This window comes from Allobosea rubneri (assembly GCF_032464875.1).
GTDB lineage: Bacteria > Pseudomonadota > Alphaproteobacteria > Rhizobiales > Beijerinckiaceae > Allobosea > Allobosea rubneri.
On sequence record NZ_JAWDID010000058.1, the window covers coordinates 1 to 24,110 of the forward strand.

General features: G+C 66.4%; 21 protein-coding genes. 13 read left to right on the forward strand and 8 right to left on the reverse strand.

Annotation, left to right across the window (positions count from 1 at the left end):
• The 3 genes from RKE40_RS24565 to RKE40_RS24575 form a co-directional block, all read right to left on the reverse strand.
• On the reverse strand, window positions 1-497 hold a 497-nt coding region (locus RKE40_RS24565; RefSeq protein WP_316020822.1), incomplete at its 3' end, for a type VI secretion system-associated FHA domain protein.
• 63 nt (window positions 498-560) lie between these two features.
• Entirely contained in the window at window positions 561-1,118 is a 558-nt protein-coding gene (locus RKE40_RS24570; RefSeq protein WP_316020823.1) for a DUF6931 family protein, read from the reverse strand.
• A 22-nt stretch (window positions 1,119-1,140) separates the two neighbouring features.
• A complete protein-coding gene (locus RKE40_RS24575; RefSeq protein ID WP_316020824.1) occupies window positions 1,141-3,039 on the reverse strand; it encodes a type VI secretion system Vgr family protein in 1,899 nt (632 codons plus the stop codon).
• Between the two features lie 145 nt (window positions 3,040-3,184).
• On the opposite strand from RKE40_RS24575, the gene RKE40_RS24580 reads away from it, so the two are divergent.
• From RKE40_RS24580 to RKE40_RS24625, 10 genes are all read left to right on the forward strand, one after another.
• Window positions 3,185-3,664: an OmpA family protein gene (locus RKE40_RS24580; protein ID WP_316020825.1), complete on the forward strand. Its 480-nt coding sequence runs from the start codon at window positions 3,185-3,187 to the stop codon at window positions 3,662-3,664.
• A gap of 52 nt (window positions 3,665-3,716) precedes the next feature.
• The gene (locus tag RKE40_RS24585) at window positions 3,717-5,147 is read left to right on the forward strand and encodes a type VI secretion system protein TssA (RefSeq protein ID WP_316020826.1); all 1,431 of its coding nucleotides are present in this window, start codon (window positions 3,717-3,719) and stop codon (window positions 5,145-5,147) included.
• A gap of 235 nt (window positions 5,148-5,382) precedes the next feature.
• Window positions 5,383-5,919 (forward strand): type VI secretion system contractile sheath small subunit, encoded by a 537-nt coding sequence (gene tssB, locus RKE40_RS24590; RefSeq protein WP_316020827.1) that lies wholly within the window; start codon window positions 5,383-5,385, stop codon window positions 5,917-5,919.
• 11 nt (window positions 5,920-5,930) lie between these two features.
• Window positions 5,931-7,433, forward strand: a complete 1,503-nt coding sequence (tssC, locus tag RKE40_RS24595; RefSeq protein WP_316020828.1) for a type VI secretion system contractile sheath large subunit — start codon at window positions 5,931-5,933, stop codon at window positions 7,431-7,433.
• A gap of 156 nt (window positions 7,434-7,589) precedes the next feature.
• On the forward strand, window positions 7,590-8,072 hold the full coding sequence (locus tag RKE40_RS24600) for an Hcp family type VI secretion system effector (protein ID WP_316020829.1): 483 nt from the start codon (window positions 7,590-7,592) through the stop codon (window positions 8,070-8,072).
• A gap of 218 nt (window positions 8,073-8,290) precedes the next feature.
• Window positions 8,291-8,836 (forward strand): type VI secretion system baseplate subunit TssE, encoded by a 546-nt coding sequence (locus tag RKE40_RS24605; protein WP_316020830.1) that lies wholly within the window; start codon window positions 8,291-8,293, stop codon window positions 8,834-8,836.
• 6 nt (window positions 8,837-8,842) lie between these two features.
• A complete protein-coding gene (gene tssF, locus RKE40_RS24610) occupies window positions 8,843-10,804 on the forward strand; it encodes a type VI secretion system baseplate subunit TssF (RefSeq protein WP_316020831.1) in 1,962 nt (653 codons plus the stop codon).
• Window positions 10,801-11,916: a type VI secretion system baseplate subunit TssG gene (gene tssG, locus RKE40_RS24615; protein ID WP_316020832.1), complete on the forward strand. Its 1,116-nt coding sequence runs from the start codon at window positions 10,801-10,803 to the stop codon at window positions 11,914-11,916. The genes tssF and tssG overlap by 4 nt, the downstream gene beginning before the upstream one ends.
• Window positions 11,917-11,925: 9 nt before the next feature.
• The gene (gene tssH, locus RKE40_RS24620) at window positions 11,926-14,610 is read left to right on the forward strand and encodes a type VI secretion system ATPase TssH (protein WP_316020833.1); all 2,685 of its coding nucleotides are present in this window, start codon (window positions 11,926-11,928) and stop codon (window positions 14,608-14,610) included.
• Between the two features lie 153 nt (window positions 14,611-14,763).
• The gene (locus RKE40_RS24625) at window positions 14,764-16,101 is read left to right on the forward strand and encodes a M23 family metallopeptidase (protein WP_316020834.1); all 1,338 of its coding nucleotides are present in this window, start codon (window positions 14,764-14,766) and stop codon (window positions 16,099-16,101) included.
• A gap of 107 nt (window positions 16,102-16,208) precedes the next feature.
• On the opposite strand, the gene RKE40_RS24630 is transcribed toward RKE40_RS24625, so the two are convergent.
• Window positions 16,209-16,610 carry a nuclear transport factor 2 family protein gene (locus RKE40_RS24630; RefSeq protein WP_316020835.1) on the reverse strand — a complete coding sequence of 134 codons (402 nt, stop codon included), beginning with the start codon at window positions 16,608-16,610 and terminating at the stop codon, window positions 16,209-16,211.
• Window positions 16,611-16,681: 71 nt separating this feature from the next.
• Window positions 16,682-16,867 carry a hypothetical protein gene (locus RKE40_RS24635; RefSeq protein WP_316020836.1) on the reverse strand — a complete coding sequence of 62 codons (186 nt, stop codon included), beginning with the start codon at window positions 16,865-16,867 and terminating at the stop codon, window positions 16,682-16,684.
• Window positions 16,868-17,182: 315 nt separating this feature from the next.
• Here RKE40_RS24635 and RKE40_RS24640 point away from each other — a divergent pair, with 315 nt between their 5' ends.
• Genes RKE40_RS24640 through cysN form a run of 3 tightly spaced genes read left to right on the forward strand, consistent with a single transcriptional unit; the run spans window position 17,183 to window position 20,486 of the window.
• Complete coding sequence (locus RKE40_RS24640) at window positions 17,183-17,941, forward strand: phosphoadenylyl-sulfate reductase (protein ID WP_316020837.1); 759 nt, start codon at window positions 17,183-17,185, stop codon at window positions 17,939-17,941.
• Complete coding sequence (cysD, locus tag RKE40_RS24645; protein WP_316020838.1) at window positions 17,938-18,840, forward strand: sulfate adenylyltransferase subunit CysD; 903 nt, start codon at window positions 17,938-17,940, stop codon at window positions 18,838-18,840. The genes RKE40_RS24640 and cysD overlap by 4 nt, the downstream gene beginning before the upstream one ends.
• Complete coding sequence (gene cysN / locus RKE40_RS24650; protein WP_316020839.1) at window positions 18,840-20,486, forward strand: sulfate adenylyltransferase subunit CysN; 1,647 nt, start codon at window positions 18,840-18,842, stop codon at window positions 20,484-20,486. Before cysD ends, cysN begins: the two co-directional genes overlap by 1 nt.
• A gap of 172 nt (window positions 20,487-20,658) precedes the next feature.
• On the opposite strand, the gene RKE40_RS24655 is transcribed toward cysN, so the two are convergent.
• The 3 genes from RKE40_RS24655 to RKE40_RS24665 all read right to left on the reverse strand — a co-directional run bounded on the left by RKE40_RS24655 (window position 20,659) and on the right by RKE40_RS24665 (window position 24,109).
• Entirely contained in the window at window positions 20,659-21,090 is a 432-nt protein-coding gene (locus RKE40_RS24655; protein ID WP_316020840.1) for a RidA family protein, read from the reverse strand.
• A gap of 26 nt (window positions 21,091-21,116) precedes the next feature.
• Window positions 21,117-22,763: a benzoate-CoA ligase family protein gene (locus tag RKE40_RS24660; RefSeq protein ID WP_316020841.1), complete on the reverse strand. Its 1,647-nt coding sequence runs from the start codon at window positions 22,761-22,763 to the stop codon at window positions 21,117-21,119.
• Window positions 22,764-22,918: 155 nt separating this feature from the next.
• Window positions 22,919-24,109 (reverse strand): acyl-CoA dehydrogenase family protein, encoded by a 1,191-nt coding sequence (locus RKE40_RS24665; RefSeq protein ID WP_316020842.1) that lies wholly within the window; start codon window positions 24,107-24,109, stop codon window positions 22,919-22,921.
• Window position 24,110: the final 1 nt, after the last annotated feature.

Sequence of the window (24,110 nt, forward strand, 5' to 3'; positions counted from 1 at the left end):
GGGTTGGGGATGTCGGCCGCCCAGTCGATGAAGCCGGCATGGACCGGTTTGTATTTCTGCGGCATCAGGTCCCTGCGCGCGATCGGCGGGGCCTCGTCGCCATTCCCGTCCCAGAGGGATTGTCCTGGCGGTGGCGGGGTGCGCGGGCGCTCGGCCGTCGCGGCGGCTTGGCGGTCCGCCTCGTCGATGGTCACCGCGATGATGTAGTGGCCGATCTCGAGCCGGTCGCCATGCTGCAGCCGATAGGGCGATTGCACCCTGTGGGCTGCGCCGTTGACGAAGGTGCCGTTGGTCGAGATGTCGCGCAGCCAATAGGCGTTGTCGCGATAGCGGATTTCGCAATGCCGGCCGGAAATGGCGCGCGTCGGGTCGGGCAGCGCCCAGTCGAGATGCTGGTCGCGGCCGATATCGAGGCCGCGGCCGCCGCTCAGGGTCACGCTGAGCGGGCCGCCATCGGGCAGCGAGGTCTCGTTCTCGATCGTCAGCGTCAGCGCCATCTGGAAATGCCCGTATCGCTGTCACAAGGCTTCCGCCGCTCCGGCGGCATGACCACGCCAGCTCTACGTCCGCGTTCCGCCGCCTTCGTCATCGACCAAACGAAAGCATGCTTCGACGCAATTCCGCAATGCGGCATCACGCTCGCGCGCCGGAACACGGCCGAGCGCGGTTAACACCGCGATACGCGCCGTCTTGGCCGTGAGGTCGGGCGGGCAGGGGACCGCATGGTTCGCGAGCATGCTGCCGCCGGAATAGCCCGCTGCCCAGGCGACCCAGGTACCGGGCTCGGCACTGTCGCCGGCTTCGGCGGTATCGAGAGCGGCACGGCGCAGGGCATCGCCGGGATCGCGAACCCAGGCCTCGGCGGCCTGCAGGCCGGGATCGGCCGATGCTCCGGATGGCCGCATGCGCTGGACGCTCTGCAGGGCCCACCAGACGGCTTCGCGCCGCGGCAGCAGGAAGGCGCAGAAGCCAATGGCCTGCTGGGGCTCCGCACCAGCTGCGAGGCGGGCCAGAAAGGTAAGAGGCGGCTCGGTGGTGGGCGGAGTGCCTACGAGCTGGCGCAGCGCCGGGAAGCTCTCGAAGACCTCGCGGGCCGAACTGAAGCGGAGGCGGGACATTTCGTGCTCGGTTGCACCTTGCTCAGTTGATCTTGACGATGCCGCCCGTGACAATCGTGGTCGCGTCGGCGTGGACCTCGGTCTTGATGGTGCTGGTGACCTTGATGGTCGGCGACGAGATCGTGATGTCGGTCGGCGTCATGGTGATGGTGCTCTGGCCGCAGACCAGCTTGATCTCCAGCGCAGCCTCGACATAGCGCTTGCCGTCCTTGACGTGCAGCTTGTCGCTGCCGCCCATGATCTGGGTGGTGCGGGCGAAATCGGTCGCTCCGCCTTCGAATTTCTCTCCGACATCGCGGGTCTCGATGTTGAAGACCACAGTCTTGTGGTCCTTCTCGGCCTGCATGCTGAAGACCTCCTTGCCGGCGAGGTCCTCGAACTTGATCTCGTTGAACTTGCCCCGCTTGCCGCCGCCGTCTGTCGATTCCGATTTGAGGCCGGACTGGGTCTTGCTGCCTGGCAGGTCGTAAGGGGGCATATGCAGGTCGTTGACGACCGTACCGATGACGAGCGGGCGGTCGGGGTCGCCCTCGATGAACTCGACGATGACCTCCTGGCCGATGCGCGGGATGATCTGTCCACCCCAGTTCCTGCCGGACCAGGCCTGACCGACGCGGACGCGGCAGGAGGTCGAGTCCTTCTCCCGATCCCAGTGGAAGCGCAGCCAGACCCGGCCGAACTTGTCGACGTCGATATCGCCTTCCTCGCCCTTGTTCTTCTCCCCGACGACCTTCGCGGTGTCTGGGCCGACGATCGTTGGCCAAGGCGTGAGGAGGGGTGCGCGAAAGCGCTTGTCGGCCTTCTGGAACTCGTAGGATCCCTGATAGATCGCATCGTCGGCGCGCTTCGAGGAGCGGTAGCTCTGGACCCCGAAGCTGTGTGTGGCGCGGACCACGAGATATTCGGCGTTCTCGGAGCCGACCGGGTGCACGCCGAGTTTCATCAGTGAGCCCGGATGCAGGCTCGGCGCCTCGCCCATGGCCTGACGGCGGTCGTCCTGTGCCTGCTCGGCCTGGGCCAGCACCTTGGCGAAGCGCTCGCCCTTGCCCCGGTCGAGATAGGCGCCGGGATAGTCGTAGCTCTCGTAGGCCTTGCTGCGCGCGAAACCTTCCTCGGCCTTGGCAGTCAGGTCGGCGGCCGACTTCTCGAAATCGTAGTCCTTGAGCTCGATCTTGCCCGTGCGCAGGCGCCGAAGCGTCGACCATTGGGTGATGTGCTCGATCTGGCGGCGCTGTCGTCCATCCTTCGGCATGAAGGGGTAGTCTGTGCCGGCCCCGGCGAAGGTCGGCTCGGCGGCGGCCGTAACGGGATCATGCGAGGAGCGGGCGTCGGACAGGACGAGCTGGTGGTCGTTGTCCGTGTGCTTGAAATAGTAATAGATCCCGTACTTCTCGAGCAGTCGGAGCACGAAGTCGAGATCGGTCTCGCGATACTGGACGCAGTATTCGATCGCGGTCGGCTTGTCGCTGACGCGGTCGTCGAAGCTCGCCTTGGCTTCCTTGCCGAAGATCGCCTTGATGATGTCGATCGGCGTCTTGTCCTTGAAGATGCGGCAATCCGAGCGTTGTGAGAGCAGCCAGAGCCAGGGCCGCAGGATAAAACGATAGCTGTCTATGTCGTTCTCGCGGCCGAGCCATTGTGCATCGACCAGCACGCCGTTGAAGATGCGGTCCTGCCCGTTCTTCAAAGTCATCTTGACGGCGCATTTCTCGCCGATGATGCTTTGCAGATCGGCATCGGCAGTCGTGCTCGTCGCCTCGACCTGATAGACGAACAATTCGCTAAGAGCCTCGCGGGCCTCGAACTTGATAAGTGAAAAGAAGTCTTGCCCCAGAGGAGTGGTAAAGGAGGCGAGTCTTTTTGACTGACGAAGTTCGGCGGGCATCAACGAAACCTCGTGGCTTTTGCTTGGAGACGACATTGACGCAGCGGAGGCTGCGAGTCATAGTCCATGCCGTAAGTCTTCAACCGCCAGCGTGAAATTAAACGGGAGGAAGACGGTGCGCAAGCAGGCCATTGTGTGTGTCGGCGCCGTTTTCGCTGCGGGAGGCTGGGCGTTTTCATCCTTGCCGGCACTGTCGCAGAGCTACAAGGCGGACGACATCATCAAGCATTTCGGAGGTGGAAAGCCCAGTCTCGGCGTTTCGCGCGGGCTCTGCATCGGCACGGAGGCTGAATGCAACAAGGCCGGCCATGCCGTGAAGCCGCCGGCAGCCTTCGATCTGGTCGTCAAGTTCAAGTATGATTCCGATGCGCTTGAGCCCGAGGCCAAGAGCAATCTCGACGAATTCGCCAAGGCGTTGAAGGACCCGCAACTGGCGACGAACAACTTCCTGGTCGAAGGGCATACCGATGCCCGAGGCTCGGCCGACTATAACCTGAACTTGTCCGAGCGGCGCGCCAAGGCCGTGGTCAACTATCTCAGCTTGCGTGGCGTCGACGCCGCCAAGCTGGTGCCGCGCGGCTACGGCCAGAGCAAGCCGATCGCCGCAGATCCGTTCTCGGGGGACAATCGTCGCGTCGAGACCCGGATTCAGGCCGATTGACGACTGCTCGTGCCGGCGCCTCGTGGCGTCCGCATATTGACCGAGGGGGCTCATGGCGGCGTTGAACTTCGCTGATCTGGCCGGGCCGGTTCTGGTGGACGGCCCTTGCGGCCCGGATCCCGATGAAGACGTGGCCCTCACCAACATCATTGCGCATCTCGAAGTGATGCTGCCGACATCCTATTTCGACCGGTCGGCGATCGATTTCCCTGTCGCCTTCGCCGATATCGCTAAGGTCCTTAAGCTCAGCCGCGACATTCGCGTGCTGGTGCTGGCCGGCAAGCTCTGCCTGCTAAACCGCGACATCCCCGGCTTTTCCGCTTGCCTTGACCTGATTGCGGGTCATCTCTCGCAATACTGGAAGGAGGTGCATCCCCGCGCCGAGGGGGAGAGTCTCACCCTGCGCGAGGCCGCGCTGCAGAGTCTCGACGACCTCGCCACGGTGGTGTTGCCGCTGCAGCATGCGCCGCTCCTGACCAGCAAGCGGATCGGCCCGCTGGTCTTCCGCAGTCAGCTCGTCGCTACCGGTGCGATCCAGCCCGACGAGGCCGAGCAGCACCCCGACGGGGGCGCGATCCAGGCCGCGCTCGACGAGCTCGCCAAACACAACCCTGCGGAGCTGAAGGCGGGGTTCGACCAAGTCGTGGCGATCCGCGAAGCGATAGCCCAGATCCGCGCGATCTGGAACGAGCGGGTGGGAGGCGGCGGGGCGCTGAGCTTTCCGCGCCTTTCGGCCCTGGTCGGCCAGATCATCAGCCTTCTCGAACCCTTTGCCGGCCGGAGTGCTCCGCAGGAGACGGGCGAGTCTGCTGCGGATGCCGGCTCTCCGGCCGCGGTTTCGCTGGCGCCGCTTATCTTGCCGGCCGGCGCCTGCGCCTCCGTGCCGGAGGCGCGTGCCGCGCTTTCCGCCTGCCTCGCCTATTTCCGCCACTCCGAGCCTTCGAGCCCGGCGGTGCTGCTGATCGGACAGGCGCAGCGGCTGATCGGCAAGTCGCTGATCGAGGTGATCCAGATCATGTTTCCCGAGCATGTCGACAAGGCGATCCTCGAGATCGGCACCGAGCCGCGCTTCCAGCTCCCGCTCGAGCGGTTGAATGCGTCTGAGGGCTACGAGGATCCCGGAGGCGATGGCTACGAGGAGCAGTCAAGCGACGCCTGGCAGGAGAGCTCGGAAGAGGAGGGCGAGGCAGAAGCGACCGAAGGCGAGCGCGGCGGCGCGGAAAGCGAGCACGAGCCGGCTGCTGAGCCGGTCGCTGCCACCGCGACGGCGTCGGCCTCCGAGGCTGCGGCGCAGAGCGTCGCGAACCGCGCCGAGGCCGTCAGTCGGATGAGGGCAGTGGCCGCCTTCTATCGACTCGTCGAGCCTTCGAACCCTGTGCCGCTCCTGATGGACAAAGCCTGCGCGCTCGCGCAACAGGATTTCATGTCGCTGCTGAGCGATATCCTTCCTGAAGTAGGCATACGCAGGAGCATCGACGAATAGGCTCCCGGATACTTACTCACCCGGGAGAAGGCCCCTTGCGAATGGCGTCGTCATGCCTGCCGGTGTCGACGAATTCACGAATTCGCGATTGGTTTGCATGGCCGATCGGCACGTTGCGAGCAGTTCAACAGGAACTGTCAAGCTGACGGCAATTGTGTATGGTATAGCGAGCTAGGTGACTTGGCGTGGTGTCACGCTACCTTTGCGTGATGCCTCTAGAGGAAGGGGCGCTGACATGGCCGGGGATTCTGGGCAGAAGTTCATTCGCCGAAACAGGCCGCCGCGGGTCCACATCACATATGAGGACCCCTACAACGCCGAGCAGAAGATCGAACTGCCCTTTGTAATGGGCGTCCTCGCCGACCTCTCCGGCAACGCTTCCGCCGTCGAGAAGCCCGATATCTCCGAGCGCAAATTCCTCGACATCGACATGGACAATTTCGATCAGCGCATGGCGGCGATCGAGCCCGGTGTCGCCTTCAACGTGCCCAACAAGCTTGGCGGCGACGGCAGCGAAAAGCTCTCGGTGGCTCTGAAGTTCACCAAGTTCGACGACTTCAATCCGGCTGCCATCGCCCGCCAGATTCCGGCCACTGCGAAGCTGCTGGAGGCGCGCGAGCAGCTCGCCAACCTGCTGCGCTACATGGACGGCAAGATGGCGGCGAGCGACCAGATCAAGGCGCTGCTGGCCGATCCGCAACTCATGGCTGCGATGAAGGACAAGCTCGGCGAGAAGTCGGCTGACGGCAACAAGCAAAACGGCAACGGTTGAGCGAGGCGGCCATGGCGGAAACACAAATCCAGCAGCCCGGCGGAGCAGTAGCCGAGACGCGGGACGCGGACGAGTTCGCGAACGTTCTCAAGCAGAGCTTCAAGCCGAAGACCGAGCGCGCCGCGACCGAAGTCGAGAATGCGGTCGCGACTCTCGTAAACCAGGCGCTCGCCGACTCGACGCTGATCAAGACCGACGTGCTCGACACGATCGAGGAGATGATCGCGCGGCTCGACGCCAAGCTGACCGAGCAGATCAACGAGGTGCTGCACGCCCCCGAATACCAGAAGATCGAGAGCGCCTGGCGCGGTCTGAATTACCTTGTCTTCAACTCCGAGACGGACTCGCAGCTGAAGATCAAGGTGATGAATGTCGGCAAGAACGAGCTCTACCGCAATCTCAAGACCTACCCCGGAGCCCGCTGGGATCAGAGCCCGCTCTTCAAGCAGGTCTATGAGCAGGAGTTTGGTCAGCTCGGCGGTCAGCCCTTCGGCTGCCTGATAGGCGACTACCATTTCAGCCATCTGGCGACGGACGTGCAGTTGCTGCGCGATCTCTCCAAGGTCGCGGCCTCAGCTCATGCCCCCTTCTTCGCCGCCGCCGATCCCACCTTGATGGGCATGGATGCCTGGACGGAGCTGTCCAATCCGCGCGATCTCGGCAAGGTCTTCGACACACCGGACTATGCCGCCTGGAAGTCGCTGCGCGACGCCGCGGACTCCCGCTATATGGGGCTGTGCCTGCCGCGCGTGCTTTCGCGCGTGCCTTACGGCGCCAAGTCGGAGCCGGTCGAGGAGTTCGCCTTCGAGGAGGATACCGACGGCCATAGGGGCGAAAAATACGCCTGGATGAACGCGGCCTATGCGATGGCCGTCAACATCAACCGTGCCTACAAGGAATATGGCTGGTGTACCCGTATCCGCGGCGTGCAGTCGGGCGGCGAGGTCCTGAACCTGCCGACACATACCTTCCCGACCGATGATGGCGGCGTCGACCTGAAATGTCCGACCGAGATCGCGATCAGTGACCGGCGCGAGGCCGAGCTGGCGAAATCGGGGCTGATCCCGCTGATCCACCGCAAGAACACCGACAAGGCCGCATTCATCGGCGCGCAGTCGCTGTACAAGCCGAAGGCCTTCTTCGGACCCGACGGCGTTGCGGCGACCGCGTCCGACAATCTGTCCTCGCGGCTGCCATACATGTTCGCCGTCTCACGTTTCGCGCACTACCTCAAATGCATGGTGCGCGACAAGGTCGGCTCCACCAAGGAGCGCGAACCCCTGCGTCGCTGGCTGCAGGAGTGGATCACCGACTATATCGACGGCGATCCCGTCAATTCCAGCGAGGAGACGAAGGCGCGTCGACCGCTTTCCGATGCGCGCATCGACGTCTTCGAAGACGAGGAGAACCCCGGATATTATTCGGCAAAGTTCTATCTCAGGCCGCATTTCCAGCTCGAAGGGATGGATATCGGCCTGAGCCTGGTCTCGCGCCTGCCTGGGCGAAAGGAATAGGGCGTCGCGCGCTTTCGGGCGCGCGAAGTCTCCAGCCTGTGCCTACCCCGTGCCCGCTCGCATCGGGGCTGAGCGGTCGCGCGCCGGTGCCACCCCGCGAGCGATGCGCCGTCGCAATCGACTTCGTCAGATGACGGTCAAACACTGGAGAGAAAGATGGCTAGCGACTTCCTGCTCGAGATTGAAGGAATCAAGGGTGAGAGCCACGATTCCAAGCACAAGGAAACGATCGAGATCGAATCCTTCTCCTGGGGGGCGAGCAATTCCGGTACCCATTCCTCGGGTTCCGGCGGCGGTGCCGGAAAAGTCAGCTTTCAGGACCTGCATTGCACGGCCAATGTCAGCAAGGCCTCGCCTGTGTTGATGTTGTCCTGCGCCTCCGGCAAGCACATCAAGAAGGCTGTTCTGTTCGTCCGCAAGCAGGGCAAGGATCAGCAGGAGTTCTATACTGTGACCCTGCAGGATCTGCTCGTCTCCAGTTACCAGTCCGGCGACTCGACCGGCGGCAATCCGGTGCCGACCGACCAGTTCTCGCTGAACTTCGCCAAGATCAAGTTCGAGTACAAATTCCAGAAGGATGACGGCACGCTTGGCGCGCCCTCGACCGGCACCTGGGACATCAAGGCCAACAAGGAGTGACGGGCCGGGCCCTGGCGCGTTCGCGGCGGGGCCCGTCAGGCGCGGGAACGCTGCGGCTGCCCCGCGAGAGGTGCCGCAGCGGCCGCGTTTCGGTCGGCGACAGGCCGATCCGACGAGGGGCAGGAGCTTGCGGAGGCGGTTCCTGCAGCCTCTTGCAGAGGTTGCGGCTCGGGCGCGGCGATGCCCGATTGTCGGGCAGGTGGATGGAGGGCTTGGTCATGGACGCGAGAGCGAAGAACAGGCTGCGCCCGCCGCTGATGTTCGCGTTCCGGGAGGCGCATCGCAGCAAGGATGCGAAGACGCCGCTCGATCTGCGCGACGCCGGCGGCGAACGCGTCATCGCCGGGCGCCGCGCCGCGCCGCGGGCCGCGATCACTGAACAGAAGCTGCGGCAGGAGATCGCGGTCGATCTCGATGCGTTGGTCAACACGACCAACCTCGCATCCTCGGCCGATCTCTCGCGTTTCGAGCATGTCCGGCGCTCCGTGCTCAATCACGGCTTTCCCGACATCGCGAACCGTTCCATCGACGAATACCGCGTTGGCTCGATCAGGGACGAACTGGCTGATGTGCTCATCGGCTACGAGCCGCGCCTGATCCGCCAGTCCATCGCCGTCGAGCGGGACGAGAGCATCGACAAGGCCGAGCTGAAGGTTCGCTTCCTCGTCCGGGCCGACCTCAATTGCGAGCCGGTCGACGTGCCGGTTCAGTTCGTCGCCGATGTCGAGCTCGACACCGGCAAGATCGCGATCAAGAGCCGATAGCGCCTCATGAACCAAGAGTTCCTGGATTTCTACAATCGCGAGCTCCGGCTCTTCGAGGAACACACCAAGGAATTCGCGGAAGAATATCCGGGGATCGCGGAGCGGCTCGGCGGTCTGGTCGGCGAGCGCATGGATCCGATGGTGCGGGGACTGCTGGACGGAGCCGCCTTCCTTGCGGCGCGGGTCCAGCTCAAGCTCAAGCACGAGTTCCCCGAATTCACCAACAACCTGCTCGAACAGCTGATCCCGAACTATCTGGCGCCCACTCCCTCGGCACTGCTCGCTGGCATGATGCCGCTTTATGCCGATCCGGGGCTGCGCGAGGGCGTGCACGTTCCGCGTGGAGCCTATCTCGACGCGACCTATGTCGAGCGCGACCGGCGCGTCGCCTGCCGCTACCGGCTGGGGGCGGAGGTGATGCTCTGGCCGTTCGACGTGGCGGCGGCCGAGTATATTCCCGCGCCCGGCCCGCTGCAGGCACTGGGCCTGCCGCCCGACGCACGCGTGCTCTCGGGGCTTCGCCTGTCGTTGACGCACCGGACCGCGAGCGATCCTGCCGACGAGCCGGGCGCGGCGCAGGCGGCCAAGCTGCCGATGAGCTGGTTTGCCGGCTGCAAATGCCGCGAGCTGAAGGTGCATCTTCTCGGTGGCGAAGCCGATGCGGTCGCTCTCTACGAGCAGTTGTTCGCCAACTGCGTCGGGATCTATTTCCGCCATCTCGACGAGTTCGGCGATCCTGTGATCACCTCCGGGGCCGAGTGCACGCTCGAGCAGATCGGCTTCGACGAGGACGAGGCCCTGTTGCCTGCCGATACGCGGGTGTTCCGCGGCTTCGACCTGCTGCGCGAGTATTTCTGGTTCCCGCGCAAATTCCTCGGCTTCAGGCTCGGCGGCCTGGAGCGGATCATGCCGCGGCTCAAGTCCAAGAATGTCGACGTGATCTTCGCCTTCAACGAGGTCAACACGCGGCTCGCGGCGGCGGTGCAGCGCGCGATGTTCGCGCTCTATGCCGCGCCGGCCGTCAACCTGTTCGAGAAGACGACAGACCGCATTCCGGTGCGCAAGAACGAGCACGAGTACCACGTGGTGCCGGATCGCAGCCGGATGCTGGATTACGAGCCGCACAGAATCCTCGATGTCTACGCGCATTATGTCGGCGGCCGCGAGAAGCAGAAGGTTCACCCGCTCTATTCCTCGCCAGAAGGGGCTTCGCCGACGCAGGGCCTGCTCTATACGCAACGCCGGCTGCCGCGCCGCCGCGGGGCGGCTGAGCGTCGCGAGGGACGTGAGACTGATTATGTCGGCACCGAGATGTTCATCTCGCTGGCCGAGCCCGCGACGGTCAGTGACGCCACCTCGGTGGCCGAGCTCAGCGTGCGGGCGCTCTGCTCGAACCGTCACCTCACCGAGCATTTGCCGACCGGCACCGGCGGGGCGGACTTCCGCCTGATCGACAATGTCGCGCTCGACATCGTTTGTCTCGCGGGGCCGACGCCGCCGCGCGAGCCTATCGTCTCGCAGCTCAGGCTGCGTTCGGAGACGGCGAGCACGGGCGTCGTCACCTGGCGCCTGATCAACCTGCTCAGTCTCAACCAACTCGGTCTTGTCCAGCACGGTGCCGGACGCAATGGCGAGGCGCTGCGCGAGATGCTCTCGCTTTTCGCCGATCTCGCCGACGGCGCCATCGAGCGCCGCATCCGCGGGGTCAAGAGCGTCGACAGCCGGCCGGTCGTTCGCCGCTTCCCGCAACGGGGAGGAACCGGCGCGGCGCGGGGGCTCGAAGTCACCGTTCTATTCGACGAAAAGGCCTTCGAGGGCAGCGGGGTCTTCCTGCTCGGCGCGGTGCTCGACCGTTTCCTCGCCGAGTATGCCGCCATGAACCACTTCACCCAGACGGTGATCCGCACCGCCGAGCGCGGCGAGATCATGCGCTTTCCGCCGCGCGCCGGTGCGAGACGGATCCTGTGAGCGCCCAGCACGACACGGTCCCGCCGGAGGCGCTCAAGGGCTTGCGCGTCGAGCCGCCCTTCATCGAAGCCTTGCGGGCCGAACCCTGGCGTCACGACTTCTACGCGGTGCTGCGGCGGATCGAGCGCAGCTTCCCCGAGCGCGAGCGCATCGGCGACGTGGCGGCGCGGCGCGACGAGTACCTAGCGCTGGGCGAGCAGGCCTATATGGACTTCCCGGCCTCGACGCTTGCCGAGGCGGACCGGGACGGGCAGGGGCGGCTGCGGCTCTTCGTCAAGTTCCTCGGCCTGCTCGGGCCGCAGGGCGCGCTGCCGCTGGCGACCACCGAGGAGAGCTATCACTGGCAGATCGCGCGCGACGACGCCTTTCCGCGCTTCCTCGACATCTTCAACCACCGCTTCCTGCAGCTCTTCTTTCGGGCCTGGGCGGATTCCCGGCCGATCGCTCAGCATGACCGGGCCGATCTCGACCGGTTCGTCGCCTATGTCGGAAGCATGACCGGCCTCGGCTCGAAGCCCTACCAGAATCTGGACAGCGTGCCGGATGCCGAAAAACTCGCCCATGCCGGGCTGACCGGAGCGCAGGCAAAGTCCGCCTCGCGCCTGCGCAGCCTGCTCACCGGGCTGTTCGACATCGAGGTCGAGGTCGAGCAGTTCGTCGGCATGTGGCTGGCCTTCGATCCAGCCGATCGAACCAGGCTCGGCCTCGGGCATTGTGCGCTCGGCAGCAATGCCCTCGTCGGGGCCAGCGTCTACAGCGTCGAGGACAAGTTCCGGTTGCGCATCGTCGCCCGCGACATGGAGCAGTTCGACCGCTTCCTGCCCAATGGCGACCGCTGCGAGCCTTTGGCCGATGCGGTGTTCTTCTATCTCGGCGAGCAGTTCGAATGGGATGTCGAGCTTGCCCTGCCGGTCGGCAAGGTCAGGCCGATGCAGCTCGGGCGCTTCGGGGCGCTCGGCTGGTCGAGCTGGGTCTCGCCGAACTGGGACGTGCCCGACGGGACGCTCCGGCGCGATGCGCGTTTCCACCCGGCCGAGCGCATGCGCCAGAAGCGCAGCCGGCAAAGCCGGACTCCCCATGCTCAGGACGCTCGCCCAAAAGACCGACGATAGGAGACAGGCATGGCCGACATCAGTCTCGAAGCCGTCACCGGCAAGCTCAACCGCGTCGGCTACGAAGCCTTCATCCAGGCGCTACGCCAGGCCAAGGGAGCCGGGAACCGCAATGTCGAGCTGGCGCACTGGCTCGCCCAGATCCTGCAGCGCCGCTCGACCGATATCGGGCTGACGGCGCAGCATTACGGGCTCGACATGGCCCGGCTCGCCACCGATATCGGCGGCGTCATCGAGGGCTTCCGCAAGAACGAGACGGAGATGCCCGGCGTCGCCAACAACGTCGTCGACGTGCTCGACCGCGGCTGGCACTACGCCACCCTGTTCTTCGGCGAGACGCAGATCAGGACCGGCCATGTCCTGGTCGCGGCGCTGAAGTCGCTGGAGCTGAAGCGCGCGCTGACCGCGATCTCGCGGGAGTTCGGCAAGATCCCGGTCGAGGAACTCGCCGCCGGCCATGCGAAGATCTGGAAGGACTCGGAGGAGGAGAACCTGCGGCCGATGGACGGTTCTGGCCTGCGCGCTGCCGGCACGCCCGGCGCCGAGCAGGCTGAGGGGCCTAAGGGCACGACAGCGCTCGACCGCTTCTCACAGGACCTGACCGAAAAGGCACGCTCGGGCACGATGGACCCGATCCTCGGCCGGGACGACGAGATCCGCCAGGTCATCGACGTGCTGATGCGCCGGCGCCAGAACAATCCGATCCTCACCGGCGAGGCCGGCGTCGGCAAAACGGCGATCGCCGAGGGCTTCGCCCAGCGCGTCGTCGCGGGCGACGTGCCGCCGCCGCTGCGCGGGGTCAAGGTCTGCGCCCTCGATATCGGCCTGATGCAGGCCGGCGCCTCGATGAAGGGCGAGTTCGAGCAGCGGCTGCGCTCGGTCATCGACGAGGTGCAGTCCTCGTCAACGCCGGTGATCCTGTTCATCGACGAGGCGCACACGCTGATCGGCGCGGGTGGCGCGGCCGGCACGGGCGATGCCGCCAACCTGCTCAAGCCGGCTTTGGCGCGAGGTACGCTGCGTACCATCGCGGCGACCACCTGGTCGGAATACCGGCAGTATTTCGAGAAGGACCCGGCGCTGACCCGGCGCTTCCAGCCGGTGCAGGTCGACGAGCCCGATGTCGTTCGCTGCTGCACCATGCTGCGCGGGCTGATCGGGCCGATGGAGACGCATCACAAGGTCCGCATCTCCGACGCCGCGATCGTCGCCGCCGTGCAGCTTTCCTCGCGCTACATTCCGGCGCGGCAATTGCCCGACAAGGCGGTGAGCCTGCTCGACACGGCCTGCGCTCGCGTCGCGATCAGCCAGACTGCGGTTCCGGCCGCGATCGAGGATGCCCGTGTCGGCCTCGCGGCGCTGGAGAAGGAAAGGGCGGCGCTGATCGCCGATCAGGATCTGGGCGATGCGACCGACGAACGCCTCGGCAAGATCGAGGAGGAAAGCGCTGCGCTGAAGACGAAGCTCGAGAAGCTGGAAGCCGACTGGGCGTCCGAACTGGCGCTGGTGGAGGAGATCACGCTGCTGCGCGGCAAGCTCGGCGAGAAGCCGGCCGGGGAGGCTGCCGCCGCCGATGCCGAGGCGCCGGCAGCCCCTGCCGCCGATCCCGAGGCAACGCGTGCCAGCCTGAAGCAGAAGTTCAGTTCGCTCGGCGAGATCGATCCCGCCAACCGGATGATCTACGCCCATGTCGACGAGCAGTCGGTCGCCTCCGTCGTCTCCGACTGGACCGGAATCCCGGTCGGCCGCATGGTCAAGGACGAGATCGAGACCGTGCTCCATCTGGCCGAGACGTTGAACCGGCGCGTGGTCGGGCAGGGGCATGGCATCTCGATGATCGCCAAGCGCATCGAGACCAGCCGGGCCAAGCTCGACAACCCCAACAAGCCGATCGGCGTGTTCATGCTCTGCGGCCCGTCGGGCGTCGGCAAGACCGAGACGGCGCTCGCCCTGGCGGAGGCGCTCTATGGCGGCGAGCAGAACGTCATCACGATCAACATGAGCGAGTTCCAGGAGGCGCATACGGTCTCGACGCTGAAGGGCGCGCCTCCCGGCTATGTCGGCTATGGCGAAGGTGGCAGGCTGACCGAGGCGGTGCGCCGCAAGCCCTATTCGGTGGTGCTGCTCGACGAAGTCGAGAAGGCACATTCCGATGTGCACGAGCTGTTCTTCCAGGTCTTCGACAAAGGACAGATGGAGGACGGCACCGGCCGGCGGATCGACTTCAAGAACACGCTGATCATCCTGACCTCGAATGTCGGCACCGACGAGATCATGCGCTTGGCTGGCGACGCGGCGAGCCGGGCCGATCCCGAGGCGCTCGCGGTGGCGCTGCGGCCGGCACTGCTGAAGGTCTTTCCGCCGGCGTTGATCGGGCGCCTGGTGACGATCCCCTACTACCCGCTCTCCGGCGAGATGCTCGGCGGCATCGTGCGACTCCAGCTCGGCCGTATCGGCAAGCGCCTGCGCGACAATCACGGCGCGGACTTCACCTATGACGATGCCGTGGTCGAGCACATCGTCGCACAATGCAACGACCCGGATTCGGGCGGGCGCATGATCGACAACATCATCACCAACTCGATGCTGCCGGCGCTCTCGCGCAGCATCCTCAACCTGCAGCTGGAAAAGAGGCCGCTCACCGAGGCGAGCGTCAGCGTCGAGAATGGCGAGTTTCGCTACGTCTGCGTCTGACGGAGGGACGGCATTGGAGAGCCGGGACTATCGCGGCAACCCTCTGTTTGCACTATACTTATGCCCGATAAGGGTGACGCTGCCTCGCTTCGCGTCACGCCACCGTGGCTCGCCGACAGCGCGATCTGGCGGCCGTGTACTGGAACGAGGGTCATGCAGCCCGTTCGACTGAAGCGGCGCGACGAGGAGAGGGCCGTCGCGCCGGCGTCCAGCCCGCAGGCCGGGCTTGGTCAATCGCCGCGGCGGCGGGGTTTTGGCTCGGGCGGTTCCTCGCGCGGTCGCGGCGGCCTGCTGCCTTGGTCGATCACGATCGCGGCTTGCCTCGCCGCCGGCGCGACCGGCTATCTGCTTCATCGGGAAAAAGGCCGCGTCGCCGCCCTGGAGCAGGAACAGGCCTTCCTGCAAAGCAGCTATGACGAGAAACTGAAGGCGCTGCAGCGCCGCCTGGTCGGCGCGATCATGGCGCAGGGCGCCTCGCCCGGTATGCCGGCGCAGCCGGGGCAGGCACCCAACGCCGGCGGCGGCGCGCAGGACCATCTTGCCGATCTGATCACCCGGCAGATCGAACTCGAGGCACGCCAGGCGCTGCTGGGGGCGCTCGCAGGGCAGGCGGTCGGGCCGGTGCTGCCTCAGGGCGGGGCACAGGCGCCCGGCGGCAATCAGTTCGCTGGCGAGTCCAGCATCATCGACAAGGTCAATCCGGCGGTGTTGGCGCAGCAGCGCCGCCAGGTTGCGGCGCAGGTCAAGGCGAACGAGGCCCTGTCCCTCGATCAGCGCATCACCTTGCTCGGCCAGTCGCTCGACCGTGTCGAAACCGGCCAGTCACAGCAGATTGCCGGGCTGGGGCGTCAGTTCGTCGGCCGGGTCCAGGAGGTCAGGGTTGCGCTGGGCGAGATCGGCCTCGATCCCGCCAAGGTCAGGCTTCCGGCGGCGCGTGCTGGCATGGGCGGCCCGCTGGTGCCGCTCTCGACCTCGATCAGGCCGGGCAGCTTCGAGCACGCGCTGATGCAGCTCAATCAGGCGCGTTCCGTCTACGGGCGCTGGCGCGATCTTGCGACCATCGTGCCGTTCCAGCGGCCGCTCGAGGGGGATGACAGCACGACCAGCAATTTCGGCCCGCGCAGCGACCCGTTCACCGGGCAGACGGCGATGCATGCCGGCATGGATTTCCGCAGTGAGACCGGCACGCCGGTGCGGGCGGCAGGCGCCGGGCAGGTGCTGCGCGCCGAGATCTCCGGCGGCTATGGCAATCTCGTCGAGCTCGACCATGGCAACGGCGTCACCACGCGATACGCCCATCTCAGCGCTTTGGACGTCAAGCCAGGCCAACTCGTCGCAGCCGGGCAGGTGATCGGCCGCGTCGGCTCGACCGGGCGCTCGACCGGGCCGCATCTGCACTATGAGACACGCCTGTCTGATCAGGCGCGAAATCCGCTGAAGTTCATCGAGATCGGCGACAAGCTCTCCGTCGGGCTCGGCGGCGTCCGCTAAGGCAGGGGCCGGTCGGTCGCCGCCCTTCTGAGCGCAGCTGTACGGAATGCCGGAAGCCTTCGGCGGACGCCGATGCGCCGCGAGGAATCGGATCGGCGAGGGGGCCTCTAGCTGGGGCTCTTGCCGTCGGCTGGCGCTTCGACCTCGCGCCAGGACGTGGCGGTATCGTAGAAAAAGCGCTCCTCGGCGATGCGGTCGCCCTCCCAGCGCTGGATCGCCAGTTCCTCCAGGCGTCGCGCACTGCCATCCTTGCCGATCGCGTCGAAGACCCAATGAACGACGACGCGGTCGCCATCGACCACCAGGGCGCGAGGCGGATGAGTGTGCATGCGTTCTAGCCGAGCCAGCGCCTTCGCCTCATGCGCCATCAGGGCTTCGCGACCCCGGCGCGGCTCGCCGAGATTCTCCTGCATGCTGGCGCCTTCGGTATAGAAGTCGCGGATGGCGCCGACATGGTCGCCGCTGACGACCACGGCGATGAAGGCCTCCACTCTGGCGCGCTCGGGCATGCTCGGTCTCCATCACGATGGCAGATCGAGATGGCATCGGCATGCCACGGGCGCAACCGGGCGAGGGAAGATCAGGCCCGCCGCTGCTTCGGTGCTCCCGGCGTGGTCGGCGTCACCGGCGCCGCGGGATCGCTGGCGGGAAAGCTCTCGCGCAGGGCTTCGTCGAGCCGCTTCTCGGCCGAGCCATTGCCTTCCTGCTTCTGCTTGCGCTGTTCCTTGCGCAGACTTTCGACGGCCTTGTTGGCTGTTTTCGTCATGGCTTCCCCCTGTCGGTCATGTCGCTCCGACGGTCGTCTTGCGACCGGTTCGGGGCCTTGCCGATCAAACGCGGGCCCTCGCCGGAAGGTTCCGAACGCTGCCGGACGAGGTGCTTCGAACCGGGAGGATCTTCTCCATCGCCGGGCAAATATGGAATTTCACGCTATCGCCTGTGAATTGATATTCTGCGGCCCGGGGGATATTGAGAATGTTCGTTTTACAGAACATTCGGACGTTCCATGAAGCAGGCGGCGGAGTGTGGTGGCGACGGTATCAACCGAGTTTCAGCCCGGTCGACTACGCGATATAGCCTCGTGGAAGCGCTCAGCCACCAGGCCGAAGAGATGATTGTCTCGTTCGGAACGGCGGATGCCGCTGCAAGGCTTGCTGGGCTCTGCGAGACGATCGATGGCCGGCTCGTCTTCACCACCAGCTTCGGCCTCGAGGATCAGGTGGTCACCCATCTGATCGCCACGCAGCGCCTGCCGGTCGAGATCGTGACGCTCGATACGGGACGGCTCTTTCCCGAGGTTCATGCGCTCTGGGCAAAGACCGAGGCTCGCTACGGGCTCGCCATCAAGCCGTTCTATCCGCGCCATGACGAGGTCGAAGGTTTCGTTCGCGAACATGGCATCAACGGCTTCTATGGCTCGATAGCGGCCCGCAAGGCCTGCTGCGGCGCACGCAAGGTCGAGCCGCTCGGCCGTGCGCTGGAAGGCGCTGCCGCCTGGATCACCGGATTGCGCGCCGATCAGTCGGCGGCGCGCGGCGGCGTCGCGCTCGCGGAGATCGATGCCGAGCGCAGCCTCGTCAAGTTCAACCCGCTGCTCGACTGGAACCGCGAGCAGGCGCTCGCCTTCGCGCGGGCGAACGAAGTGCCGCTCAACCCACTGCATGCGCAGGGCTTCCTCTCGATCGGCTGCCAGCCCTGCACCCGCGCGATCCGGCCGGGTGAGCCGGAGCGGGCCGGGCGCTGGTGGTGGGAGGAGGAGGCTGCGAAGGAGTGCGGACTGCATCTCGGCCCCGATGGCCGGCTGGTCCGCGTCAAGCCGGCTCCGGAGGTCGCGGCGTGATCCAGCTCAGCCATCTGCAGAAGCTCGAAGCCGAGGCAATCTTCATCATCCGCGAGGTCGCCGCGACCTGCGAGAAACCAGTGCTGCTCTATTCGATCGGCAAGGATTCCGCCGTGCTGCTGCATCTCGCGATGAAGGCCTTCCATCCGGGCAAGCCGCCTTTCCCGCTGCTCCATGTCGATACGACCTGGAAGTTCCGGGAGATGATCGCCTTTCGCGACGAGACGGCGCGCCGGCTCGGGCTCGACCTGATCGTCCATATCAACGAGGAAGGCGTGCGCGCCGGCGTGAACCCGTTCAGCTCCGGTTCGCGCCTGCACACCGACGTCATGAAGACGCAGGGGCTGAAGCAGGCCCTCGACAAATATGGCTTCGACGCGGCCTTCGGCGGCGCCCGCCGCGACGAGGAGAAGAGCCGGGCCAAGGAGCGCGTGTTCTCGCTTCGCTCGGCCCAACACCGCTGGGATCCGAAGAACCAGCGGCCGGAGCCCTGGCGCCTGTTCAACACGCGCAAGGCGCAAGGCGAGAGCTTCCGCGTCTTCCCACTCTCGAACTGGACCGAGAAGGACGTCTGGGACTACATCGCGCTCGAGAACATCCCGGTCGTGCCGCTCTATTTCGCTGCCCCACGCCCGGTGGTGCACCGGAACGGCGCCTGGATCATGCGCGACGACGAGCGCATGGACCTCTTGCCCGGCGAAGTGATGGAGACCCGTATGGTCCGCTTCCGCACGCTCGGCTGCTACCCGCTGACCGGCGCGGTCGAGAGCGAGGCGGCGAGCCTCACCGACATCATCGCCGAAATGCGCTCCTCGCGCTCATCGGAGCGTGAAGGCCGCGTCATCGACCATGACGGTTCCGGCTCGATGGAGCAGAAAAAGCAGGAAGGCTATTTCTGATGGGCGCGCTCGCCGAGACAAGGGGCGCGCCGGCGCCCGTGGGCGCATTCCGCCCGGCCAATGACGAAGGCCAGAATGCCGAGGGCAGCGCCCGCGCCCTGCTGCGCTTCATCACCTGCGGCTCGGTCGACGACGGCAAGTCGACCCTGATCGGGCGCATCCTCTACGAGGCTGGTGCGGTCTTCGACGATCAATTGACCGCGCTCGATGCCGATTCCCGCAGGTTCGGCACGCAAGGGCAGGCGCCGGATTTCGCGCTGCTGGTCGATGGGCTCTCGGCCGAGCGCGAGCAGGGCATCACCATCGATGTCGCCTATCGCTATTTCTCGACGGAGCAGCGCAGCTTCATCGTCGCCGACACGCCCGGCCATGAGCAGTACACCCGCAACATGGCGACCGGCGCCTCCACCGCCGATCTCGCCATCATCCTGGTCGATGCACGCAAGGGCCTACTGCCGCAGACAAGGCGGCATTCCTTCATCGTCTCGCTGGTCGGCGTGCGCCGGATCGTTGTGGCCGTGAACAAAATGGATCTCGTCGGCTATGACGAGGTGGTCTTCCGCCGGATCGAGCAGGACTACCGCGCCATGGCGGCCGGGCTCGGATTCACGGCGATCGACTTCATCCCGGTCTCGGCCCGCGACGGCGAGAACGTCACGCAGGCCTCGCGCCTGACCCCCTGGTATCGCGGGCCGGCGCTGCTGCCTTTCCTCGAGGCTGTGACGGTTGCGGTCGAGGCGCGCGACGAGGCAGGCTTCGCCCTGCCGGTGCAATGGGTCAACCGGCCCGATCTCGACTTTCGCGGATATGCCGGCATGGTCGCGCAGGGGCGCCTCCGCATTGGCGACAGCGTAGCGGTTCTGCCTACCGGGCGCCGCAGTACGATCGCCCGCATCCTCGCGCCATCCGGCGAGGTTTCGCAGGCGAGCGCCGGGCAGTCCGTCACCGTGACGCTTGCCGACGAGGTCGACGTCTCGCGCGGCGACGTCATCGCCTCGCTCGCCGATGGCCCTGTCGCCCGGCAGGAATTGGGGGCGCGGCTGCTCTGGACCGGCGAGGCGCCCCTGCGCGAGGGCGCCGAGTTCATCCTGAAGCTCGGCACCGCGACGGCAAATGCCAGCGTCACCCAATTGCAGCACAGGCTCGATGTCGAGAGCTTCGCCGAAGTGCCGGCCGACAACCTGCCGATGAACGCGATCGGCCTCGCGACGCTACGGCTCGACCGGCCATTGGCCGTGCTGGACTATGCGGGGAGCCGCGAGCTCGGCGGTTTCATCCTGATCGAGCGGCTGAGCAACCAGACCGTCGCCTTCGGTTTCGTCGAGGAGTTGCGACCGGCGGCGCGGCTGGGGGCAGCTGCCACAGGGCAGGAAGCGAGCCTGCCGCTACGCTTGCGCCGCGCCCTGGCGCACGAGGTTGGCCGAGCCGGGTCGGCACAGCGCCGCGCCTTCGCGAGCGGCCTGAGCTGGCGGGCCGGGTCGAGCCTGATGCTGGCCGGGGCGACGATCGCGCTGGGCGCCTCTGGCGGCGTCGCGGCGACGTTGGCGGTCGGGGATTTCGTCCTGCGGCCGCTGGCCCACCGCGCGCATAAGCGGCTCTGGCGCCGAGAGGGAGCTGGCGAACTGCAGGATGGGGCGGGGATCTGAGATTCTTCTGCGCGCCCCATTTTTCCTGTCATCCCGGGCGAAGCGCAGCATAGATTCGGGACCCATGCTGGAGCATCATGCGGACAGGCTCAGGTATGGATCCCGGATCGGCGCGGCCTTGCCGCTTGTCCGGGATGACCGTCCTGGAGAGGGTGCTGGATCAGGCCGGTCTTCAGCCCGCCAGCACGGCCGTGGCCTCGATCTCGACCATCGCCTCGGGCTCGACCAGCGCAGAGACGGCGACGACCGCCATGGCCGGGAAATGCCGGCCGAGATGGGCGCGGTAGACCGGTCCGAGCTCGGAAAGGCAGCCGCGATAGGCCTCGATGTCGGTGACGTACCAGGTCAGGCGCATGATGTCGGTGACCTCGCCGCCGCCAGCCTCGACGACGGCCTTGATATTGGCGAGCGTCTGGCCGACCTGGCCGAGGAAATCCCTGGCGAAGACGCCGTTCACATCCCAGCCGACAAGGCCGCCCGTGGTCAGGACTTTTCCCTGCGCGATCATGCCGTTGGCATAGCCGCGCGGCTGCGGCCAGCCATCCGGCAGGACGGGGCGGGGCTTGCGCGTGGCAAGGTCGGAGGGCGGCGCACCGCTGGACATGGCGTCTTCCTGCAATGGTCTGGTCTTCAGGATGCGTCGGCGGCCTCGGCCCGGGCCATCTCGCGCAGCGCAAAACGCTGCAGCTTCCCGGTAGGCGTCTTCGGCAGGCTTGTCACGAAGGCGATGGCGCGCGGGTATTTGTAGGGCGCGATCGTCGCTTTGACGTGCTCCTGCAGCGTCTTCGCCATCGCCGCGTCGGCGGCGAAGCCGGGCCGCAGCAGGACATAGGCTTTGACGATCTGGCCGCGATCCGGGCAGGGCGCGCCGACGACCCCACACTCTGCCACCGCCTCGTGGGTCAGCAGGCAGGCCTCGACCTCGGGACCGGCGATGTTGTAGCCGGCCGAAACAATCATGTCGTCCGAGCGCGCCTGGTACCAGAAATAGCCGTCGGCATCGCGCAGATAGGTGTCGCCGGTGATGTTCCAGCCATTCTCGACATAGCGAGCCTGGCGGCTGTCGGCGAGATAGCGGCAACCGGTCGGCCCGCGCACCGCGAGGCGTCCGGGCGTGCCGTCCGGCACCTCCTGACCCTGCTCGTCGACGATCCTGGCCTCGTAGCCAGGGACCGGCAGGCCGGTCGCGCCCGGCCGGATCTTGTCGCGCGGTGCGCCGATGAAGATGTGCAGCATCTCGGTCGCGCCGATGCCGTCCATCAGCGGCAGCCCGGTCTTGGCCTGCCAGGCCTCGAAGGTCGCCTTGGGCAAAGTCTCGCCGGCCGAAACGCAGGTCCGCAGGGAGGAGAGGTCGCGCCCCTCCGCCTGGGCGAGCATGGCGCGATAGGCGGTCGGCGCTGTGAAGCAGACGCTGGCCCGGTGCTGCTCTATCGCGGCTGCAAGATCGGCTGGCGCGGTCTTCTCGGGCAGGACGATGGCTGCGCCGATGCGCAACGGGAACAGCACGATGCCGCCGAGGCCGAAGGTGAAAGCAAGCGGCGGCGAACCGATGAAGCGGTCCTCGGGCGAGGCCTGCAGCACCCGCGCGCCATAGCTGTCGCAGATCGCCAGGAGGTCGCGCTGGAAGTGCATCGTGCCCTTGGGCTCTCCGGTCGTGCCGGAGGTGAAGGCGATCAGGCAGACATCGTCCTGCGCCGTGTCCGCGGCGGCGAACGCCTCGTAGCCGGGCTTCGCCATCAGGGCTTCGAGTTCGCCATTACCCCATGACACGATGGTCGAGAGTTCCGGCGCAAGAGATTGAGCAGACTTGAGATCGGCGACCACGCGATGGTCGCAGAGGGCGAGGGCGATCTTCGCCTTGCGGATCGGGTAGAGCAGTTCGCCGGTGCGCAGCATCGGCATGGTCGCGACGGCGACGCCGCCGGCCTTGAGCACGGCGAGATAGGCGGCGACCATCATCGGCGTATTGGCTGCGCGCAGCATCACGCGATGGCCGGGGAGGAGCCCGAGATCGCGGGTGAGCGCATTGGCGATGCGGTTCACGGTCTCGGCGAGCTGCCCATAGCTCCAGGTCTCGCTCGGCCCGATCACCGCGAGGCGGTCGCCGCGTCCCTCGGCGACATGACGGTCGACCAGCTCGGTGACCACGTTCAGCCGCTCGGGATAGCTCAGCCCGGCGGCCGCGAGGTCGAGACGCGGCCAGCTTTCGCGCGGCGGCAGGTTGTCCCGCGCAAAGCTGTCCACGTGTCCCGACCGCAAGAGATCTGCGGTACCCATCTCGTTCCCCTGGCTTCGTCTGTCTTGTCCGCAGCCCTCATCTTGAGGAGCGCCCCCCAGGAGCACGTCTCGAAGAATGCTCCGGTTGGTTCCGGAGTCTCCCCGATCATCCGTCGGGACGCCGCTTTCGCGGCTCCTCAGGATGAGGGCTGGAGCTAGTTCTTGCCCTTGTTCCGTCCGTCGGTGTTTTTCAGCAGGTCCCGCGCGATCACGATCTTCTGGACCTCGCTGGCGCCTTCGTAGATCCGCAGCGCCCTGATCTCGCGGTAGAGCTCCTCGACCTTGACGCCGCGCGTGACGCCGAGCCCGCCATGGATCTGCACGGCGCGGTCGATGACCCGCTGGGCGTTCTCGGTGGCGACGAGCTTGGCGAGCGCAGCCTCGCGTGTGACGCGGGGCGCGCCGCGATCCTTGGTCCAGGCGGCGCGGTAGACCAGCAGCGCCGCCGCATCGACCTCCGCCGCGCTGTCGGCAATGGCGGCCTGCGAAAGCTGGAGGTCTCCGAGCGTGCCGCCGAAGAGCTTGCGGCCGTTCGCGTGGCTCACCGTCTCGTGCAGGGCACGTCTGGCGAAGCCCAGCGCCGCGGCGCCGACCGTCGAGCGGAAGATGTCGAGCGTCGCCATCGCGACCTTGAAGCCGTCGCCCGGGCCGCCGATGCGGTTCTCGACGGGAATACGGCAGGCATCGAAGCGCAATGTCGCGAGCGGATGCGGCGCGATCACGTCGATGCGCTCGGTGACGCTGAGGCCGGGCGTGTCGGCCTCGACCAGATAGGCGGAGAGGCCGCGGGCGCCCGGCGCCTCACCCGAGCGTGCGAAGACGACGTAATGGTCGGCGATGCCACCATTCGAGATCCAGGTCTTCTCGCCGTCGATGCGGATATGCGTATTGCCGTCCGGCGTCGCCGATGTCGCCATCGCGGCGACGTCCGAGCCGGCTTCCTTTTCCGAGAGCGCGAAGGCCGCGATGCGCTTGCCGTCGCGCACGCCGGGCAGGATGCGCTGCTGCATCGCCTCGCTGCCGGCGATCGAGATCGAGCCGGTGCCGAGGCCCTGCATGGCGAAGGCGAAATCGGCGAGCCCGTCGCGGGCGGCCAGGATCTCGCGGGCAAGGCAGAGCGTGCGCACGTCGAGCACGGTGTGCAGGCCGCCATGGGCGGCCGGGACCGTGGCGCGCAGGAAGCCGGCCTCGCCCAGCGCCTTCACGCGGTCGCGGCAGGCGGCATCGACATCGTCATGCGGCAGGCCGGGCAGGGTCGCATCCGCCCAGGCCGCGAGCTTGCCGGCGAAGTCGCGGTGGTGCGGCTCGAAGAATGGCCAGTCCAGCGTATCCCCGAGCGAGACCATG